Annotated in this window: 15 protein-coding genes; 9 read left to right on the forward strand and 6 right to left on the reverse strand. The window is 60.8% G+C overall.

The window, feature by feature from the left end:
• Positions 1–23: 23 nt before the first annotated feature.
• Positions 24–785, forward strand: coding sequence for a GNAT family N-acetyltransferase (locus tag CLU92_RS03265; protein WP_101480710.1), 762 nt, complete (start codon positions 24–26; stop codon positions 783–785).
• Between the two features lie 535 nt (positions 786–1,320).
• On the opposite strand, the gene CLU92_RS03270 is transcribed toward CLU92_RS03265, so the two are convergent.
• On the reverse strand, positions 1,321–1,608 hold the full coding sequence (locus CLU92_RS03270; protein WP_034786045.1) for a hypothetical protein: 288 nt from the start codon (positions 1,606–1,608) through the stop codon (positions 1,321–1,323).
• A gap of 180 nt (positions 1,609–1,788) precedes the next feature.
• Complete coding sequence (locus CLU92_RS03275; protein WP_101480711.1) at positions 1,789–2,481, reverse strand: ABC transporter ATP-binding protein; 693 nt, start codon at positions 2,479–2,481, stop codon at positions 1,789–1,791.
• Between the two features lie 310 nt (positions 2,482–2,791).
• On the opposite strand from CLU92_RS03275, the gene egtD reads away from it, so the two are divergent.
• Together egtD and egtB are read left to right on the forward strand one after the other, a co-directional pair.
• Positions 2,792–3,784 carry an L-histidine N(alpha)-methyltransferase gene (gene egtD / locus CLU92_RS03280; RefSeq protein WP_101480712.1) on the forward strand — a complete coding sequence of 331 codons (993 nt, stop codon included), beginning with the start codon at positions 2,792–2,794 and terminating at the stop codon, positions 3,782–3,784.
• 10 nt (positions 3,785–3,794) lie between these two features.
• Complete coding sequence (egtB, locus tag CLU92_RS03285) at positions 3,795–5,027, forward strand: ergothioneine biosynthesis protein EgtB (protein ID WP_101480713.1); 1,233 nt, start codon at positions 3,795–3,797, stop codon at positions 5,025–5,027.
• Positions 5,028–5,032: 5 nt separating this feature from the next.
• Here egtB and CLU92_RS03290 read toward each other — a convergent pair whose 3' ends face one another.
• The 4 genes from CLU92_RS03290 to CLU92_RS27980 all read right to left on the reverse strand — a co-directional run bounded on the left by CLU92_RS03290 (position 5,033) and on the right by CLU92_RS27980 (position 9,815).
• Complete coding sequence (locus CLU92_RS03290; protein ID WP_180338413.1) at positions 5,033–6,634, reverse strand: methyl-accepting chemotaxis protein; 1,602 nt, start codon at positions 6,632–6,634, stop codon at positions 5,033–5,035.
• Between the two features lie 169 nt (positions 6,635–6,803).
• Positions 6,804–8,510, reverse strand: coding sequence for a 2-isopropylmalate synthase (leuA, locus tag CLU92_RS03295; RefSeq protein WP_101480715.1), 1,707 nt, complete (start codon positions 8,508–8,510; stop codon positions 6,804–6,806).
• Between the two features lie 358 nt (positions 8,511–8,868).
• Positions 8,869–9,156, reverse strand: coding sequence for a barstar family protein (locus tag CLU92_RS27975; RefSeq protein ID WP_218973437.1), 288 nt, complete (start codon positions 9,154–9,156; stop codon positions 8,869–8,871).
• Positions 9,153–9,815: a hypothetical protein gene (locus CLU92_RS27980; protein ID WP_218973438.1), complete on the reverse strand. Its 663-nt coding sequence runs from the start codon at positions 9,813–9,815 to the stop codon at positions 9,153–9,155. The genes CLU92_RS27975 and CLU92_RS27980 overlap by 4 nt, the downstream gene beginning before the upstream one ends.
• A 167-nt stretch (positions 9,816–9,982) precedes the next feature.
• Between CLU92_RS27980 and CLU92_RS03305 the strand changes: the two genes are divergently transcribed.
• The 6 genes from CLU92_RS03305 to CLU92_RS03330 all read left to right on the forward strand — a co-directional run bounded on the left by CLU92_RS03305 (position 9,983) and on the right by CLU92_RS03330 (position 17,152).
• Positions 9,983–10,894: a patatin-like phospholipase family protein gene (locus CLU92_RS03305; protein WP_101480717.1), complete on the forward strand. Its 912-nt coding sequence runs from the start codon at positions 9,983–9,985 to the stop codon at positions 10,892–10,894.
• Between the two features lie 59 nt (positions 10,895–10,953).
• Entirely contained in the window at positions 10,954–11,358 is a 405-nt protein-coding gene (locus tag CLU92_RS03310) for a heme-binding protein (RefSeq protein ID WP_034757420.1), read from the forward strand.
• A gap of 295 nt (positions 11,359–11,653) precedes the next feature.
• A complete protein-coding gene (carA, locus tag CLU92_RS03315; protein ID WP_101480718.1) occupies positions 11,654–12,832 on the forward strand; it encodes a glutamine-hydrolyzing carbamoyl-phosphate synthase small subunit in 1,179 nt (392 codons plus the stop codon).
• Complete coding sequence (gene carB, locus CLU92_RS03320) at positions 12,825–16,064, forward strand: carbamoyl-phosphate synthase large subunit (RefSeq protein WP_101480719.1); 3,240 nt, start codon at positions 12,825–12,827, stop codon at positions 16,062–16,064. The genes carA and carB overlap by 8 nt, the downstream gene beginning before the upstream one ends.
• 168 nt (positions 16,065–16,232) lie before the next feature.
• Positions 16,233–16,709 carry a transcription elongation factor GreA gene (greA, locus tag CLU92_RS03325; RefSeq protein ID WP_010397233.1) on the forward strand — a complete coding sequence of 159 codons (477 nt, stop codon included), beginning with the start codon at positions 16,233–16,235 and terminating at the stop codon, positions 16,707–16,709.
• Positions 16,709–17,152 carry a DUF4149 domain-containing protein gene (locus CLU92_RS03330; protein WP_180338618.1) on the forward strand — a complete coding sequence of 148 codons (444 nt, stop codon included), beginning with the start codon at positions 16,709–16,711 and terminating at the stop codon, positions 17,150–17,152. Before greA ends, CLU92_RS03330 begins: the two co-directional genes overlap by 1 nt.
• Positions 17,153–17,266 lie beyond the last annotated feature (114 nt).

Genomic DNA, 17,266 nt, shown 5'->3' on the forward strand with positions numbered 1-17,266 from the left:
GTCTTGATCACAGGGATGAAACCATGCAAAACATAATCGCATCAAACGAAGCCAAGGCCCGGCCGGTTCAACTGGTGCTGAGCCAGGCCACTACAGCGGCGGAATTGCGCGAAGTCCAGCGTTTGCGTTACAAGGTGTTTATCGAGACCATGGGTCTGACGTCGCTGGCCAACGCCGATGGCCTCGACAGCGATGAATTCGACGCGCACTGCGATCATCTGATCGTGCGCGACGCCGATACCCTGAAAGTGGTGGGCACTTACCGCGTGCTGAGCGCGGCCAAGGCGGCCAAGATCGGCCGGCTGTATTCGGAAAACGAGTTCGACCTGAGCCGCCTGAAGAACCTGCGCGGACGCATGGTCGAAGCGGGCCGCGCCTGCATCCACCCGAAATACCGGGGCGGCAGCGTGATCATGCTGCTGTGGTCGGGCCTGGCCGAGTACATGCGCCGCGAGCGCTGCGATTACCTGGTCGGCTGCGCCAGCATCAGCCTGGCCGATGGCGGGCATAACGCTGTCGCCGTGTACCAGGCGCTGGCGGAAAAGCACATGGCGCCGGCCGAATACCGCGTCACGCCGCACCTGCCTTTCCCCATCCACCAGGTGGAAGCAGCGCACAAGCCGCAAGTGCCGCCGCTGATCAAGGGCTACCTGCGTTCGGGCGCCTGGATTTGCGGCGAACCGGCGTGGGATCCTGATTTCGAAAGCGCCGACATGTTCATGATGATGCCGCTGGCGAATCTGGACGAGCGCTATGCCCGCCATTACGGGGTGGTGCCTGGTTAAGGCTGCCAAGGCGAATGCCGGGCAGTGAGGCCAGCCTCGCTACTGCCAGCGCGGCCAGGCAGGCATCGGTCATGGCGCGCTGCGCCGGCGCGCCAATTTCACCGGCGCGCCAATTTCACCAGCGGGCCGCGATGGCCGCTTGCGAGCCCTTTTCAATGAAGGCCGTGGCGAGGATGGCGGCCAGTGTCGAGCATGGCGCGATGACGTCGGGGCGCATGTCGCCCAGGAGCGTCGCCGGGGTGCGCTTGAGATCGCTGGTTAAAAGCTGACCTTGATGCCTGCGGGGACTATGCGTGTTGTGTCAGATCAAAGGTGAGTGCTCATGCTGGCTGGCAGAGGGCAATGCGGAGTGAATGCGGGGGGGGGGTATGGCGCTGGAGCGGGTGGGCAGAGAAACGGTCAGCATGGTTTGGGCTGGGTCTCTTCGCTATCGTGCTCGGATGTTGTACTGTGAGCGAACTACGCGAATTTCATGGCAAAAGTTCATGGCGCCGGGGACCTGGGTGCCTGGCATGGCATTACAACAGCGGGTGACTCAATGGACTGGCGTGGCGGACAGTTCCTTCAGTTCGCGGATGGTGATGTCCGATTTTTCATGCATGCGCAATAAAATCGTTGCACCGACCGACAGTTTGCCGTGACGAATCTTGCTGATGATGGGGGGCTGGACTTCCAGAACACGGCACAGTTCCGCATCATTTTTCAGGTTCATCTTCTCGATCAGGGTATCGAGCAGCTTGTTGGGCACAAAACTCGATGGCTCGAGCGCCCGCGCCCGGTTCATCGCTTCAATCATTTCCAGCTTCTTTTGCCGAACGTTCATTTACTCCTCCTTCAGGTTATGCAAGGGACGGGACCACACTGATGCGGCCCCGGCTAAAGTTCGTCATCGCAGTACGGCTGTCTGGGTGACGTGACAACATTCGCGTTAAAACATTGATAACCAGGCAAGTGTTTTCAATAATACTACGATAACAAAACTTGTGACAGATGGTCAGTTAAATTAACTGATTGTTTGATCAATTTGGTTGACGGTTGTTGTATTTTGTAAGCCGTTTTTCGTCAGGATCATGGTTCTGTCCGCCATTTCTGCGGCGGCCAGCGAATGCGTGACCATGATCGCGCAACTGCCGTTGGCCTTGATTTCGGCGCGTAGCAATTGCAGGATGCTGTGCGCCGTATCCGGATCGAGGTTGCCGGTAGGCTCATCGGCCAGCACCAGTGCCGGCTTGTGCACGAGCGCGCGGGCAATGGCCACGCGCTGCATTTCGCCGCCCGACAGTTGCTGCGGAAAGTCGCCGCCGCGTCCGCCCAGGCCGACCGCTTCGAGCATGGTGGTGGCACGCTCCTGGGGCAGTCCGTTGAGCAGCAGCGGCAGGGCCACGTTTTGCAGCAGGGTCAGGTGCGGCAAGACGTGGAAGGCCTGGAAAATAAAGCCCATGCGGGCGCGACGCAGCCGGGTGGCGGCGGCGTCATCGAGGCTGGACATGGCTATGCCGTCCACCAGGATAGGATGCGCTTCGGTACCCGCATCGGGCGTATCGAGGCCGGCGATCAGGTTCAGCAAGGTCGACTTGCCGACGCCCGAGTCACCCATGATGGCGATGAATTCCCCGGCCTTGAAGCGGCAGGAAATGTTGGCCAGCACGGGACGGGCATGGGCATAGGACTTCGACAGATGGCGCAATTCGAGCATGGTGTTAACGGCTATCGTAAAGGGTGGCACGCGGGGGAGAGGGGGGCCTGGGAACTGCAAAGGGGCGCGGATTGTTTGGCCGGCAATGTGTAGTATACGACAGGCTTATCATTTTTGCTGGCTAATACCAATTTTGTTTGCACACTGTTAGTTTGACCTTAAGTTACCTGTCGCACGGCCGGCTTGTGCGGATTCCGCTATGATGGGAAAAAGTCATCGGCAAAGGCGCCCGCAAACCGCTGTGGCAGGGGCGGCGCCCGGTGGCTGACCGTGCAAGTCCATTGTGAACCTTGATAAACGACGCCAGCCCATGACCATGCCATTCGCCCAACAGCAGTCAGAGTTGTATCACCCTAACAACGTCCGGGTGGCCAGCGCCACTCCTGCCACAATAGTCGAAATTAGCAGCGGCCTGCTGGCGCGCGACGCCTGGACCTCGCCCAAGTACCTGTACGACGCCTTGGGCTCGAAACTGTTCGAAGCCATTTGCGCCTTGCCCGAGTACTATCCCACGCGCACGGAGGCCGCCATCTTCGCCCGTTACGGCGCCGAGATCGCGCACGCCGTGGGGCCCGGCAGCACCCTGATCGACCTCGGTGCGGGCAATTGCGCCAAGGCCGCCAGCCTGTTCCCCCTGCTGCACCCGGCCCAGTATGTGGCCGTGGATATTTCCTATGATTTCCTCAGCGAATCGCTGAGCCGGCTGCAGCAGCGCTTTCCGCACATCGAGATGACGGGCCTGGGCCTGGATTTCTCCAGCCGCCTGGACTTGCCCGACAGCGTGCGCGAGGCGCGGCGATTGTTCTTCTATCCTGGTTCGTCGATCGGCAATTTTGCTCCCGAGCAAGCGACTGCCTTCCTGCGCCGCCTGCGCGCGAATGCGGACGGCGATGGAGGCCTGTTGATCGGCGTCGATCTGATCAAGGATGATGCCGTCCTCGACGCCGCCTATGACGATGCGCTGGGCGTCACGGCCGCCTTCAACCTGAACATGTTGCGCCACGTGAACGGCCTGATTGGCGCGGACTTCGATGTGCGCGCCTGGCAGCATCATGGCTTTTTCAACGCCGACGAGCGCCGTGTCGAGATGCACCTGGAAGCACGCAGCGAGCAAGTTGTCCATTGGAAAGGTGGTCAGCGGCGTTTCGCGAAAGGCGAGCGTATCCATACAGAAGACAGCTACAAATACACGCGCGCGACCTTCGTCGGCTTGCTGGAGCAGGCGGGGTTTTCCACAGTGCAAGTCTGGACGGATCCGCAGCAGTGGTTTGCCGTCATTTACGCGCGCGTGATCCGGGATTGAGAAGGAAAAGATGCTGATCGATCATTACAACAAGGTGCGCCAGCACTCGCTGCGGCTGGCCGAACCCCTGTCCGACGAAGATTGCGGCGCCCAGTCGATGCCGGACGCCAGTCCCGTAAAATGGCATCTGGCGCATACCACCTGGTTTTTTGAAACGTTTATCCTGGAAAGCATGGAAGCGGCGTTCGTGCCATTCCACCCCGCCTTTCGCGTGCTGTTCAATTCCTACTACAACGGCGTGGGCGAGAAGCATCCGCGCGCGCAACGGGGCTTGCTGACGCGCCCCGGCATGGCGCAAGTACGCGCCTACCGGATGGATGTCGATGCGCGCATCGCCCGTTTGCTGGCGGGCGAACTGGCGCGGCCCGAGCGCGAACGCCTGACCATGCTGCTGGCGCTGGGCCTTGAACACGAGCAGCAGCACCAGGAATTACTGCTGACGGACGTGAAACACTTGCTGGCGCAGAGCGCCCTCTTTCCCGCTTACCTGGATAGCGCGCTTGGGCCAGCGCAAGAACATGCGCAGCCCACGGTCTGGCTCCCGTTTGACGGCGGCCTGGCGCAGATCGGCCATGCGGGCGATGGTTTTTGCTTCGACAATGAATTGCCGCGCCATCCGCAGTACGTGGCGCCGTTCGAACTGGCCAGCGCGCTGGTGACGAATGGCGAATTTCTCGCCTTCATCGAGGCGGGCGGCTACCGCATGGCGCACTTGTGGCTGGCCGAAGGCTGGGACTGGGTGCGCAGCCAGCAGCTCGTATGCCCGCTGTACTGGCAGCGCGACGAGGCGGGCCACTGGCAGGAATTCACCTTGTTTGGCTTGCGCCCGCTGGACCCGCACGCGCCGGCTACCCACCTGTCGCTGTTCGAGGCGGATGCGTATGCGCACTGGGCCGGCGCGCGCCTGCCGACGGAAGGGGAGTGGGAAGTGGCGGCGCAAGGCGTCGCCGTGGAAGTGGGCCAGCTGCATCCGGCCCCGGCCACCTTGGGCGCAGGCTTGCGGCAAATGTTCGGCCACTGCTGGCAGTGGACCAGCAGCAGCTACGCGCCGTATCCCGGCTACCGCACGGCGCCGGGGGCGCTGGGCGAGTACAACGGCAAGTTCATGTTGAACCAGTATGTGCTGCGCGGCTCGTCGTGCGCCACGCCGGTCGGCCATGCACGCGCCAGCTACCGCAATTTCTTCCCGGCTGGTGCGCGCTGGCAATTTTCCGGCATCCGCCTGGCGCGCCAGGTGGAATAGCTTGCTTACTGCAAGCGCGGAACGGACGGGGCAGGGCGGGGTGGCGCCTTGCGGTCGGCGTTTTGCTCCAGCTTGAACTGGCTGACGAGGGTCTCCAGTTCGCCTGCCTGTTCATGCATGGCTGCCGCTGCTGCCGCCGCCTCCTCGACCAGGGCCGCGTTCTGTTGCGTCGTCTGATCCATCTGCATGATGGCGGCATTGATCTGCTCGATACCTTCGCTCTGCTCGTGGTTGGCGACGCTGATTTCACCGACGATGGCGCTGACCCGGCCCACGCTGGCCACCACTTCTTCCATCGTGGCGCCCGCCTGACTGACCAGCTGCGCGCCCTGTCCTACCCGGGTGACGGAGTCGGCAATGAGTTCCTTGATTTCCTTGGCGGCCTGGCTTGACCGCTGCGCCAGGTTGCGCACTTCGGACGCCACCACGGCAAAGCCACGGCCTTGCTCGCCGGCCCTGGCCGCCTCGACTGCCGCGTTCAGGGCCAGGATATTCGTTTGGAAGGCGATGCCGTCGATGACGGCGATGATGTCGACGATCTTGCGCGAGGAAGCATTGATGGCATCCATGGTGCCGATCACTTCCGCCATGGCCGTGCCGCCGCGCTGCGCGATGGCCGACGCCGAGCGGGCCAGGCTGTCCGCCTGGCGCGCATTGTCGCTGTTGCTGCGCACGGTACCCGTCAGTTCGATCATCGACGAGGCCGTTTCTTCCAGTGCGCTGGCCTGCGCTTCCGTGCGGGCCGACAGGTCGGCATTGCCGCTGGCAATCTGGCTCGACGCCACGGCGATGGTGCCCGTGCCGCCGCGCACCTGTCCTACCAGGGTGGCCAGGTTGGTATTCATGTCGCGCAGTGCCTGCAGCAGCTGGCCCGTTTCATCCTTGCCATCGGCCGCGATTTTACTGCTCAGGTCGCCTGCGGCCACGGCTTGCGCCACGCGCAAGGCATACGCGATCGGCGTGGTGATCGAGCGCGTGACCCTCCAGGCGAAGAGCACGCCCAGCAGCAGGGCGACTGTGCCCAGGCAGGCCATCAGCACATTTGCCGCGGAAATATTCTGCTGGATTTGCTGGCCGCCATGCACGACCACTTGGCGCTGCAGTTCGTTCAGTTGGTTGACCGTTTTTTGCAAGCGGTTCAGGGCGGGCAGGGTATCGTCGCGCACATGCACGGCTGCTTCCGCGCGCTGTCCCGCCATCAGCAGCTTGTCGGCCTGGCTGAACGAGACGACATAGGCCTTGCGCTGCTGCTTCAGGGTGGCCAGCAGTTCCTTGCCTTCAGGCAGCACGATCAGGCGGTCGAGGATGGCCAGCGCATCGCTGATGGTGGCCTTGTTCGCGTCGATTTCTCCGTGGATGGCGTTGGCGCGGGCCGGATCTTCATGGATGAACAGCTCCAGCACGAGCGCAGCGTTCGACCGCGTGGTGCTGCGGATGGTGGCAATGGCATCGGCCTTGGCCCAGTCTTTCTCAATGATCGCTTCGCTGAGCGCGCCGATCTTGTCCAGCCGGAAAAGGCCCGTGCCTACCAGCACTGCCATCAGCAACAGCACCACGCCAAAACCGGCACCCAGGCGTACGCCTATCTTCATATCCGTCAATTTCATACTGATTCCCTCGGTAGCTAATGATCTGTCTCCGGTGGTCTTGTTATGAAACGATTATACGGTCGGCGATACCTGATTTGCACTATTAATTGCTCAATAGAAATGAAAAAGCGGCACGGCGATCAAGCCGTACCGCTTTTTCTCCCTATGAGGGATGCCCGAGTCGCGCTCAGGCGGCGCTGGCCGCCAAGTCGGACGCTGTTGTTTTTTCGGCTTCCGTCTGCCCGATGCGGCGGTTCACGGCCGACAGCACGGCCTTGAACGAGGCGGTGACGATATTGCTGTCGATGGCGGCGCCGAACAGGGTCGGGCCGTTGTCGAGGCGCAGTTCCACGTAGCAAGCCGCTTGCGCGTTGGCGCCCGAGCCGATCGAATGCTCATGGTAATCCATCAATTTGATGTCCAGGCCCAGCGCATTGACGAAGGCATCGATGGGGCCGTTGCCGCCGCCTTGCAGGGCCAGTGGTGTCTGGCGGTGCGACAGGTTGATGTCGATCTGCACGGATTCATCGCTGTTCGTGTCTTCCACCATGCGGTGCGAGGCGTAGGCGTACGGCGCCGTCTGCTCCAGGTATTCCTTCTGGAAAATTTCATGGATATCCTGTGCGGCGATTTCGCGGCCCGTGGCATCGGCCACGGCTTGCACGGCGCGCGAGAATTCGATCTGCAGGCGGCGCGGCAAGACCAGGCCGTATTCCTGTTCCAGCAAATACGCCATGCCGCCTTTGCCGGACTGGCTGTTGACGCGGATCACGGCATCGTAGCTGCGGCCCAGGTCGGCCGGGTCGATCGGCAAGTACGGTACTTCCCAGATGCTGTCCGGTTGTTGCTTGGCAAAACCTTTCTTGATGGCATCCTGGTGCGAGCCGGAAAACGCCGTGAAGACCAGGTCGCCCGCATACGGGTGGCGCGGGTGGACGGGTAACTGATTGCACTCCTCCACGCACTTGCGCACGGTGTCGATGTCGGAGAAATCCAGGCCCGGGTGCACACCCTGCGTGTACAAATTCATCGCCAGGGTGACCAGGTCGACGTTGCCGGTGCGCTCGCCATTGCCGAACAAGCAGCCTTCGACGCGGTCGGCGCCCGCCATCACGGCCAGTTCGGCCGACGCGACGGCCGTACCGCGGTCGTTGTGCGGGTGCACGCTGATGATGATGGAATCGCGGCGCGCCAGTTTGCGCGACATCCATTCGATCTGGTCCGCATACACGTTCGGCGTGCTGCATTCCACGGTCGATGGCAAGTTGATGATCATCTTGTTGGCCGGCGTCGGTTTCCAGATGGCGCTGACGGCGTCGCAGATATGCTTGGAGAAATCGAGTTCGGTAGTGGAAAACGATTCCGGCGTGTATTCAAAGCCCCATTCCGTTTCCGGATGCTGGGCTACCAACTGTTTTACCAAGGTGGTGCCGGTGGTGGCGATATTCGTGATTTCTTCGCGCGACATGCCGAACACGACCTTGCGGAACACGGGCGCCACCGAGTTGTACAGGTGGACGATGGCGCGCTTGGCGCCGACGACCGATTCCACCGTGCGGCGTATCAATTCTTCGCGCGACTGGGTCAGCACGATGATGGTGACGTCGTCCGGGATGCGGCCTTCATCGACGAGTTTGCGCACGAAGTCGAAATCTGTCTGTGATGCCGATGGGAAGCCCACTTCGATTTCCTTCAGGCCGATGGCGATCAGCATCTCGAAGAACCGCAGCTTCTTTTCCGCGCTCATGGGCTCGATCAAGGATTGGTTGCCGTCTCGCAAGTCGGTGCTCATCCAGATAGGCGGTTTGCTGATGATCTGGTTTGGCCATTGACGGTCGGTCAATTTGACGGGAGGAAAGGCGCGGTATTTGGAAGCTGGGTTTTGCAACATCATGATCGGGTACTCCTGAAGATAGGGGGAAATCAATGGTTGTGGCGCAAGCTTGCCGGGCGGCCACGCAACACTAGGCCAGGCAAGCGGTCGGTAGTTTTAGCAGGCAAAGCAGGGCAACGGCGCCAGCGGTGGCGGTCGCGTCAGAAGTTACGGGTGTAGCGGGGGATGGTGCAAACATCATCAAACCTTCCAGGGTTTTTGAAACACGCCGGCGTGTGGCCAGGCGAAGCAATGCGGCAAACTTATGCGCGTGCTAGGTGTAGTCGCGATAGCGACAGCAGGGAAGGGGAGGAATGTTTGAAGGAGGACATGCACTTAATGTACGGGAAGTTGGGCGCGGCTGTCAAGCGTTTCCGTTCTACATGTAATGTACCTGCGTCGCCCCGTCCGGCGCATCGTGCGCCATGCGCGCCAGGATGCGCTGCAGGAGGGCCGCATCGCGCGGCAGCCGCTCTTCCAGCATGTGCCACCCCATGAATTGTATCTGTTGCGGCATATCCACCAGGCCAGTGATGGCATCCCAGAAGGCATCCCAGTTCATGCCGTAATTGGCAGGAAAGGCCAGCGCGGCTGCCAGGGTGGCATGCAGCTGGCGCGCGGTGTTGATATCGCTCAAGTCGATGCTGATATGGACTGGCCTGTTCACAGTATGCCCTTGAGCAGGTTCTGCAGGTTTTGCCGCATGCCACCCACCACTGTTTCGTGCCGCTCCAGGATGGAGGAAGCATCGTTGAACGGTGCCGGGTCGAGGTACAGGCGCGGCAAGTCGGCCACGGCCACGCCGCGGGGTCCGCCGCGCAGGATGCCGTCCACATGCTTGTTGATCGAATTGACGGCCGCCTGGATGCGCGGCGTCGCTGACGCTGCCAGGCAGGCGGCCAGCGCGGCATCGAGGTAGGCGCGCGTGGGCGCTTGCGGCAGCACAGGCGCGGCAATCTGTTCCAGCGGCGACATGTTGGCGGCTGGTCTGCGGTAGGCATGCAGGGTATCGAGCGCCATCAGCCGGTGCGGGCCACCGCGCTGCAGCCAGGCAGCGATGCGCGGCCAAGGCGTGCCCAGCAGCGCCGCCGCCACGCCCCATTGCCCCGCCACGGGCGAGCCGACATAGTCGTCGATCCAGTCCAATGCGGCTGGATTGCCCGTGTAGGCCAGCAAGATGGCGTTCGACGAACGCAGCGCGGGCGCCTGTGTGGCGAGGATGGCAGTCAGCCAGGTGAGGGCGCCATCGGGAGGATAGCTGGATAACTGTTGTGCAAATGGGGCGCTCAGGGCGCGGCTGTCGGAAAATTGATATTCGTCGGACATGTCATTGAAGGGTGGGGAGTCAACGGCCAGTCTAACAGCCGGGGCAGCGCGCACGGAAACATTGTCACCGCAATCATTTAAGACAGCCTTCAGTGCGGGCAACCCAGCTTGCGCTACAATCGGCACTCCTTTGTTGCCACTGCCGCGCGCAGTTCTCTTCTGCCATTATGTTTCCTAAACGCCTGACCCTGCTTGCCCTGGCCGCCTTTGTGCTGGCCGGTTGCGATACCACCGCCCCGAAACCCGTACAAGTATTGACGCCACCCGAGCCCATCGTCGTGGCGCCGCGCAAGATCAAGATCGGCCTGGCGCTGGGTGGCGGCGCGGCACGCGGCTTTGCGCATATCGGGGTGATCAAAGCGCTCGAATCGCAGGGTATCCATGCCGACATTGTCACCGGCACCAGCGCCGGCAGCGTCGTGGGCGCCTTGTATGCGGCAGGCAACTCCGGCTTTGCCTTGCAAAAGATGGCCTTTGATATGGACGAGGCGGCCATTTCGGACTGGGCCTTGCCCCTGTTCGGCAAGTCGTCCGGCGTACTCAAAGGCGAAGCGCTGCAAAGCTATGTCAACAAGGCTGTCGGCGGCTTGCCCCTGGAAAAGCTGAAGATTCCGTTTGGCGTGGTGGCGACCGACCTGAAAAATGGCCAGCCGATCCTGTTCCAGCGTGGCAACACCGGCATGGCCGTGCGCGCCTCGTCGGCGGTGCCCGGTGTGTTCCAGCCCGTGACGATAGCCGGCCACACCTATGTCGATGGCGGCCTGGTCGCTCCCGTGCCCGTGCGCTTTGCGCGCGACATGGGCGCCGATTTCATTATCGCCGTGAATATCTCGTCGCAAACGGATACGCAAAAGGCCATCAGCTCGATGGAGGTGATCATGCAGACGTTTGCCATCATGGGTCAGCGCATCAACCAGTTCGAGCTCAAGGATGCGGACGTGGTGATCCAGCCCAGCCTGGGCACCATGAAGGGCAACGATTTTAACAGCCGCAACCAGGCCATTCTGGCGGGTGAGCAGGCGACGTTTGCCGTCATGGCGCAGCTCAAGCAAAAGCTGAAAGCCAAACGCGAGCAGTAAGCGATAGCGCTGCTGCGCATTTCGTATACAATTTTGATTCAACATAACAAGGATGCACCATGCAATCGAAACCGATTTTGACCCTGGACGACGTAAAGAAAATCGCTGCCGCCGCCGAAGCGGAAGCGGTCAAGAATAACTGGGCGGTCACGATCGCCATCGTCGATGACGGCGGCCACCTGCTGTGGCTGCAGCGCATGGATGGCGTGGCGCCGATCTCGTCGCACATTGCCCCATCGAAAGCCAAGACGGCGGCACTGGGCCGCCGCGAGTCGCGCATCTATGAAGAGATGATCAATGGCGGCCGAGTATCATTCCTGAGCGCGCCGGAAATCGACGGCTTGCTCGAAGGCGGCGTGCCCATCGTGTTTGATGGTCACTACGTGGGCGCCGTTGGCGTCTCGGGCGTCAAGTCGGCGGAAGACGCGCAAATCGCGAAAGCCGGTATTGCTGCGTTAGTGTAATTAATAAGGGTTATGGCCTTGCAAGCCGCCCCGCGCAAGCCGGGCGGCTTTTTTCATGGGGCGGTGGATTTATGCTGCTGTGCAAAAAAATGCCGGCCATTCCACATTTTCTTCCTTGTGGAAAAGCTTCCTTTTGGTTATAATTCAAAGGTTTAGCCAATCACACATATACCGTAGCGACTACCCATCCCCTCATTCAAAATGACCGTTGAAACACCCTGAGTGCATCTGGCTCGGGTATCTAGGCGGTCGGTCTGACGTGGCGCAGCTACGGTAACTTTATCAGGAGTTGCCCTTGCCGCCATTTTTTTCTGGCCCTGCCGTTCCAGCCATATTAGCGCTTGCTGATGGAACGATCTTTAAAGGTTTTTCGATCGGTGCCGCCGGTCATACCACGGGCGAGGTTGTTTTCAACACCTCCATGACCGGGTATCAGGAAATCCTTACCGACCCAAGCTATTGCCGCCAGATGGTCACCCTGACCTATCCGCATATCGGCAATACGGGCGTGAATCCGGAAGATGTCGAGTCTTCCAAAGTACACGCTGCTGGCCTCATCATCCGTGATCTGCCATTGCTGGCATCCAATTTCCGTTCCACCCTCTCCCTGTCCGATTACCTGAAAGCTGAAAATATCGTCGCCATCGCCGGCATCGATACACGCAAGCTCACGCGCATCCTGCGTGAAAAAGGTGCGCAGGGCGGCGCTATCCTGGTCGGCACGCAAGGCAACGAGCCATCCGCCGCGCAAGCGCTGGAACTGGCCCGTTCCTTCCCTGGCCTGGCCGGCATGGACCTGGCCAAGGTGGTATCAAGCAAGACTGCCTATGAATACCGCGAAACGGAATGGACCCTGGGTGCAGGCTACGGCCAGCTGGCGGACGCCGACGCGAAATACCACGTGGTCGCTTTCGACTACGGCGTCAAGCGCAACATCTTGCGCATGCTGACGGCACGCGGCTGCAAAGTCACCGTGCTGCCGGCGCAGGCGAGCGCTGCCGACGCCCTGGCTTTGAACCCGGACGGCATCTTCCTGTCGAACGGCCCCGGCGACCCGGAACCGTGCGATTACGCCATTGCGGCGACCAAGGAATTGATCGAGAAGGGTATCCCGACCTTCGGCATCTGCCTCGGCCACCAGATCATGGCGATCGCTTCCGGCGCGAAAACGCTGAAGATGAAGTTCGGCCACCACGGCGCCAACCACCCGGTACAAGACCTGGAAACCAAGCAAGTCTTGATTACCTCGCAAAACCACGGTTTCGCAGTCGATGCGGCAACCTTGCCCGCAAATTGCCGCGTGACCCATGAATCGCTGTTCGACGGCTCCCTGCAGGGCTTTGCCCGCACGGACAAGCCGGCCTTCTGCTTCCAGGGCCACCCTGAAGCGTCGCCGGGCCCGATGGATGTTGCTTACCTGTTTGACCGCTTCATCAACTTGATGGCTGCGGAGGAGAAAAAGAAAAATGCCTAAACGTTTAGATATTAAAAGTATTCTGATTATTGGCGCTGGCCCGATCGTGATCGGCCAGGCCTGCGAATTCGATTATTCCGGCGCGCAAGCGTGCAAGGCCCTGCGCGAAGAGGGCTATAAAGTCATCCTGGTCAACAGCAATCCTGCGACCATCATGACGGACCCGGAAATGGCCGACGTGACCTATATCGAACCGATCACCTGGTCGGTCGTTGAGCGCATCATCGCCAAGGAGCGTCCTGACGCCATCCTGCCGACGATGGGCGGCCAGACGGCGCTGAACTGCGCGCTGGACCTGTTCAACAATGGCGTGCTGGCAAAATACAACGTCGAGCTGATCGGCGCGTCGCCGGAAGCCATCGACAAGGCCGAAGACCGTTCCAAGTTCAAGGACGCGATGACCAAGATCGGCCTCGGTTCGGCCCGTTCCGGCGTGGCGCACTCGATGGAAGAATCGTGGGCCGTGCAGCGCACGCTGGGCTTCCCGACCATCATCCGTCCATCGTTCACCATGGGCGGTTCCGGCGGCGGCATCGCCTACAACGAAGAGGAATTCGAAACCATCTGCAAGCGCGGCCTGGAAGCCTCGCCGACGAAAGAGCTGCTGATCGAAGAATCGTTGCTGGGCTGGAAAGAGTACGAGATGGAAGTGGTGCGCGACAAGGCGGACAACTGCATCATCATTTGCTCGATCGAAAACCTTGATCCGATGGGCGTGCACACGGGCGACTCCATCACGGTGGCTCCTGCGCAAACCCTGACGGACAAGGAATACCAGATCATGCGCAATGCCTCCCTGGCAGTACTGCGCGAGATCGGCGTCGACACGGGTGGCTCGAACGTACAATTCTCGATCAACCCTGTCGATGGCCGCATGATCGTCATCGAGATGAACCCGCGCGTATCGCGTTCGTCGGCCCTGGCATCGAAAGCGACGGGTTTCCCGATCGCGAAAATCGCCGCCAAGCTGGCCGTCGGTTTCACCCTGGACGAGCTGCGCAATGAAATCACGGGCGGCGCCACGCCGGCCTCGTTCGAGCCGTCGATCGATTACGTCGTCACGAAGATCCCCCGTTTCACGTTCGAGAAATTCCCGACCGCCGACCACCACCTGACGACGCAGATGAAATCCGTCGGCGAAGTGATGGCCATAGGCCGTACCTTCCAGGAATCGTTCCAGAAAGCCTTGCGCGGCCTGGAAGTGGGCGTGGACGGCATGAATGAAAAGACCAAGGACCGCGAAAAGATCGAAGAAGAACTGGGCGAGCCCGGTCCTGAGCGCATCTGGTACGTGGGCGATGCGTTTGCCCAGGGTTTCACCCTGGAAGAAGTGCACAACCTGACCAAGATCGACCCATGGTTCCTGATACAGATCAAGGAAATCGTCGACCTGGAACTGTGGCTGGACACGCAGAAGCTGGACAACCTGGACAAGAACACCCTGTACAAGTTGAAACAGAAGGGCTTCTCGGACCGTCGCCTGGGCTTCCTGCTGCAGACATCGGACACTGCCATCCGCGCCAAGCGTCACGAGTTGGGTATCCGTCCCGTCTACAAACGCGTCGACACCTGCGCGGCGGAATTCTCGACCGACACGGCGTACATGTATTCCACGTACGACGAAGAGTGCGAATCGAATCCGACCGACAAGAAAAAGATCATGGTGCTGGGCGGTGGCCCGAACCGTATCGGCCAGGGTATCGAGTTTGACTATTGCTGCGTCCACGCTGCCCTCGCCATGCGCGAAGACGGCTATGAAACCATCATGGTCAATTGCAACCCAGAAACGGTTTCGACCGACTACGATACCTCGGACCGCCTGTACTTCGAGTCCCTGACCCTGGAAGACGTGCTGGAAATCGTCGCCATCGAAAAACCGGTGGGCGTGATCGTGCAGTACGGCGGCCAGACGCCATTGAAGCTGGCGCTGGATCTGGAAGCGAATGGCGTGCCTATCATCGGCACTTCGCCCGACATGATCGATGCGGCCGAAGACCGCGAGCGTTTCCAGCAAATGCTGCACAAGCTGGAGCTGCGCCAGCCGCCTAACCGCACCGCGCGCACGGAAGCCGACGCTCTGGCGCTGGCGCAGGAAATCGGCTACCCGCTGGTCGTGCGTCCATCGTACGTGCTGGGCGGCCGCGCCATGGAAATCGTCCATGAGCAACGCGACCTCGAGCGCTACATGCGCGAAGCCGTCAAGGTATCGCACGATTCGCCCGTGTTGCTGGACCGCTTCCTGAACGACGCCATCGAGTGCGACGTCGATTGCATCTCCGACGGCGAAACCACCTTCATCGGCGGCGTGATGGAACACATCGAACAGGCTGGCGTGCACTCGGGCGACTCGGCTTGCTCCTTGCCACCGTACTCGCTGTCGCAAGAAACCATTGATGAACTGAAACGCCAGACGGCGCTGATGGCCAAGGGCTTGAACGTGGTCGGCCTGATGAACGTGCAATTTGCGATCCAGAAACAAGAGATCGATGGCGAAATGAAAGACGTCGTCTTCGTACTGGAAGTCAATCCACGCGCTTCGCGTACCGTGCCTTTCGTGTCGAAAGCCACCGGTTTGCAGCTGGCGAAGATCGCCGCCCGCTGCATGGTCGGTCAGTCGCTGGCTTCGCAAGGCATCACGCAGGAAGTCGTGCCGCCATACTTCAGTGTCAAGGAAGCCGTGTTCCCGTTCGTCAAGTTCCCTGGCGTGGACACCATCCTGGGTCCTGAAATGAAATCGACGGGCGAAGTCATGGGCGTGGGCCTGACGTTCGGCGAAGCGTTCGTGAAATCGCAACTGGGCGCCGGCGTGAACCTGCCAAAATCGGGCAAGGTCTTCATCAGCGTGAAAGCGTCGGACAAGCCGCGCGCCGTGCAAGTGGCGCGCGATCTGGTCGAGTCCGGTTTCACCGTGGTCGCCACCAAGGGTACCGCCGCCGTGATCGCTGCTGCCGGCATCGCCGTCACGCCAGTGAACAAGGTGATCGAAGGTCGTCCGCACATCGTCGACATGATCAAGAACCATGAAATCGTGCTGGTGATCAACACCGTGGAAGAAAAGCGCAGCGCCATCGTCGATTCGCGGGCCATCCGCACCTCGGCCCTGGCCTCGCGCGTGACGACCTACACGACCATCGCCGGTGCGGAAGCGGCCGTTGAAGGCATCCGTCACCTCGATGAGTTGCGTGTGTACGATTTGCAAGGCTTGCACAAGACCCTGCAGCAAGCTGAATAGTCCGCGTGTCATTTGCAGTGGCCGCCGTTAGGCGGTACACTGCATACTTATCAACCACAGAGTTCCGTGCAGAGCAGCGCGCGGCCTCTGTGGTTTTCACTTGGTAAGTCCGTTAAGCGCGACAAAACGCTGCAACGGCGCCGATAACTAGCAGATAGTAGAGATAACATGACCTCAGTCCCATTGACCAAATACGGCGCAGAACTTCTGAAGGAAGAGCTGCATCATTTGAAGACCAAGGAACGCCGCATCGTCATCGATGCGATCGCCGAAGCGCGCTCGCACGGAGATTTGTCGGAAAACGCCGAGTACGATGCCGCCAAGGAACGTCAGGCCTTCGTCGAAGGCCGTATCGCCGAGCTCGAAGGCAAGCTGGGCGCAGCGCAAATCATCGACCCGACCGCGCTCGACGCGGAGGGCCGCGTGGTGTTTGCCTCCACCGTGAACCTGGAAGACCTGGAATCGGGTCAGAAAGTCACTTACCAGATCGTGGGCCTCGATGAAGCCGACCTGAAAAAGAATAAAGTGTCTGTGACGTCACCGATCGCCCGCGCGCTGATCGGCAAATACGCCGGCGACGTGGTGGAAGTGCAGGCGCCGTCCGGCCCGCGCGAATACGAAATCCTGGAAGTACTGTACATTTGATGCTGAACCGCGTGCGCCTCCTCGTTGCCACCCTGTGGGCGGGCAGCCTGTGGACCATCGGCTTCATCGTGGCGCCGACCCTGTTTGGCACCTTGAGCGACCGCGTGCTGGCTGGCAATATCGCCGGCAGCATGTTCCGCGCCGAGGCCTGGCTGTCCATCGCCTGTGCCTTGGTGTTGCTGGCCTTGCTGCAATGGGGCGCGGGCGCGCTGGAGCTGAAACGCCGGCGCCTGCTGGCCGCGCTGGTGCTGTCCATGCTGGTGTGCGCGCTGCTCAGCCATTTCGGCATCTCGCCCCTGATGGCTGAACTCAAGGCGCAAGCCCCGTCTGGCATCATGGACGAAGCCATGCGCAGGCGCTTCGGCATGCTGCATGGCGTGTCGACCCTGATCTTTGCCGTGCAAAGCTTGCTGGCGGGCGTGCTGATCTGGAAACAGCAGTAATCGCTGCCGTGCTTGTCGGATTACGCACTGCGCGCTAATCCGACCTACATGACAATACGTAGGTCGGATTAGCGAGGCCGTAGGCCACGCGTCATCCGACGCCGCAGCGGCAAT

It is taken from the genome of Janthinobacterium sp. 61, assembly GCF_002846335.1.
In the GTDB taxonomy this organism is placed as follows: Bacteria; Pseudomonadota; Gammaproteobacteria; order Burkholderiales; family Burkholderiaceae_D; genus Janthinobacterium.